This is a genomic window from Vibrio sp. RM-69-4 (assembly GCF_024743775.1).
GTDB classification, from domain to species: domain Bacteria; phylum Pseudomonadota; class Gammaproteobacteria; order Enterobacterales; family Vibrionaceae; genus Vibrio; species Vibrio anguillarum.
On sequence record NZ_JAMQXI010000089.1, the window covers coordinates 1 to 2,690 of the forward strand.

General features: G+C 39.8%; 3 protein-coding genes. All 3 read right to left on the reverse strand.

Annotated features, from left to right (window positions below; all coding sequences use genetic code 11):
* Positions 1 to 118 precede the first annotated feature (118 nt).
* Positions 119 to 682 (reverse strand): sugar O-acetyltransferase, encoded by a 564-nt coding sequence (locus tag NB504_RS17785; RefSeq protein ID WP_258429511.1) that lies wholly within the window; start codon positions 680 to 682, stop codon positions 119 to 121.
* A gap of 148 nt (positions 683 to 830) precedes the next feature.
* On the reverse strand, positions 831 to 1,670 hold the full coding sequence (locus tag NB504_RS17790; protein ID WP_258429513.1) for a DUF4393 domain-containing protein: 840 nt from the start codon (positions 1,668 to 1,670) through the stop codon (positions 831 to 833).
* 160 nt (positions 1,671 to 1,830) lie between these two features.
* A complete protein-coding gene (locus NB504_RS17795) occupies positions 1,831 to 2,067 on the reverse strand; it encodes a hypothetical protein (RefSeq protein ID WP_094502172.1) in 237 nt (78 codons plus the stop codon).
* Between the last annotated feature and the right edge of the window lie 623 nt (positions 2,068 to 2,690).

Sequence of the window (2,690 nt, forward strand, 5' to 3'; positions counted from 1 at the left end):
TTAAGGGGCAGACAACGCTACTGCCAACTTACCGCATAACACCGTAATCACTAAAACCAACGCATAATAAAAATGCCACGCGTTGGCTGTCCCTCTTGAAGCGTTTGTTATGAGTAAATTATGGCTTAGCGCTGATTTCTTTTAACACTTTCGCTGGGTTACCACCAATTACGACATTGTCTCCAAAACTCTTCGTTACCACTGCACCAGAGGCTACCACCACATTATTCCCAAGGGTCACACCAGGATTGATAACCGCATTACCACCTATCCAACAATTGTCACCAATGGTTATTGGCTTTGCTAACTCTAAACCACTGTTCCTCTCGGTTGGGTCTAAGGGATGTGTTGCAGTATAAATTCCAACTTGAGGTGCAAGTAGACAGTTCTTACCAAATTTTACTTCCGCAACATCCAAAATCACGCAGCCGAAATTAGCATAGAAATTATCACCAACATGAATGTTAGAGCCATAGTCACAATTGAAAGAAGATTCAATGTGAATATTGTCACCTGTTGTGCCGAACAAATGCTTAATTATTTCAACACGCTTTTGTTGAAACTCAACAGAGGTTGTATTCAACTTTTCAGTTAACAATCTAGCGTTCAATCTTAGCTTTAATAAGTCTTCATCACTTGGATCATAAAACTTACCTGCTAACATTTTTTCTTTTTCTGACATTAAATTTGGACTCCAATACCAATTTACTCATAACGCCGCGTTAAGGGGTGAGCAACGCAACTACCAACTTACCGCATTACACTAAAAACCAATAAAATCAACGCATAATGAAAATGCTACGCGTTGCGAATCCCTCTTAAACGCTTTGTTAGAGTAAATTAACCCGGAAGCTTCGGTGATCTTTTACACAAGTATCTATGAACTGACGACCAAGACCAGTAACCAAAACAGTTTTGTGATTAATTTTCGCTCGCCTACCTTCGGTTTTATTGACATCTTCTACAATAGCCTGCACAACCGCATTTTCTTCTAGTCTGTTATACATTCCATCGCCAATTAAGGCGTAGTTTTCGGGAATTTCAAGAAGACCAAGTCGACATAAATTATCTAAGTAATTTGGGATCTTAGAGTAATCACCACACTCAACACGGTCTCCAATATCAGAGAAATGTCTAAATTGATCATACCCGCCTGAGTTATCTTCACGATTGTTTCTGATAGTAATTATTGGTTCAGAACTGGCATGTAAAAAAACAGTTAATAGCTTAGCCTCATCGGGTGATAGCTGCTTAATAATTTCGACAAAACTTGGGTGCGCATTTTGAGTTGTTTCACTGTTCATAGATGAAGCTAAAAGGTTTGCATAGAGCTCCTTTAACTCATCTATTGATCCAGTGTATCGCAACGATTCTAGAGCCGGTCCCGCGACATTAGGGGGTGGTGTAACTATATTTTCTTCAGGTACACCTGAAAGTTTTTCAGTTACTTTGTTGTCAACAAAGTCCTTAATTCGATCATAACCCCAAACTAATGCAGATACTGGAGCTAGTGCTACATTTACTGTCTTAGCTACTGTTCCCAAAGCTTTTCCAATCTCTTTTGCCGCCGGTTGCACCGCATCCTGATAGATTGGGATAGCTTCTACTAAATTCGTTACAGCATTAACTATAGACTCAGTATTACTTTCTGAATTTTCACCGGACATCATTCCTCCTTTATTTACTCTAACGCCCGGCTAAGGGGTTGACAACGCACCGCCGAACTTAAAAAACACACCGTAAACACTGAACTTCAATTTTGCACTAAAGTCGCCAAGCGTTGGCAATCCCTCTTGAGCCGTTTGTTAACTCTCTGCAACACGCTCATGACTAAAGAAATTCATCTCCTTGATTATCTAAAGTCTTATGGCCACACTCACTGCAAACTACATATCTGTTGATTAAATCTAGCGATGCTCCAACTGGGCTTGCCACACCACCAAAAAAGCCCTCCAGAAAAGCCTTAAATTGTTCTTTCTTACTTTTTCCATACTTTGAGGGCTTTTGTTTTATAAGCTCTTTATGCTCTGTTTGTTTGCCACACTTTTCACAAAATATATCACTCATTTCAATACCAACCTCAGTTTTATATAAGCTGGCATATATAAACACATTCAGCCTCAAAAAAGAGAGAGCCAATTATCAAAATCAGTCAAGTGATTGAATTTATTGATATATACCCAGAAGAGAGTTAACGCCCGGCTAAGGGGTTGACAACGCACCGCCGAACTCAAAAAACACACTGTAAACACTGAACTTCAATTTTGCACTAAAGCCGCCACGCGTTGGCAATCCCTCTTGAGCCGTTTGTTAGGCCAACCAATTGACACCGGCACTTTCAAAACTAAAGAACAAGGCTTCTTTGCAAACTAAAACAAACTAACCAATTCATTTATAAACCAAAATGCCAAATCAGCAAAGAAACAAAAAACTCAAATTGAGCGGTTTGGAAGAAAAGTGACGAGCGTAGCATGCTCGGCGGACGTTTGGATGCTGAAGGTTATTTTGCCGCTAAATTCACAACGACAAACAACCCAACGCGATCAAGAAACAGCAAATATGTGATGATTATTTATTGCTTAACTTAAGCCACAAAACATGGAATTTACCGCTCAATTTCAACTCGATTTAGCTGATAAAAACTCACTTTGCCTAACGCCCGGTTAAGGGGCAACCAACGCTACTACCAA

Excerpts from the sequence above, each read along its gene's own strand:
- NB504_RS17785 (WP_258429511.1), bottom strand. The coding sequence starts at position 682 with ATGTCAGAAAAAGAAAAAATGTTAGCAGGTAAGTTTTATGATCCAAGT.
- NB504_RS17790 (WP_258429513.1), bottom strand. The coding sequence starts at position 1,670 with ATGATGTCCGGTGAAAATTCAGAAAGTAATACTGAGTCTATAGTTAAT.
- NB504_RS17795 (WP_094502172.1), bottom strand. The coding sequence starts at position 2,067 with ATGAGTGATATATTTTGTGAAAAGTGTGGCAAACAAACAGAGCATAAA.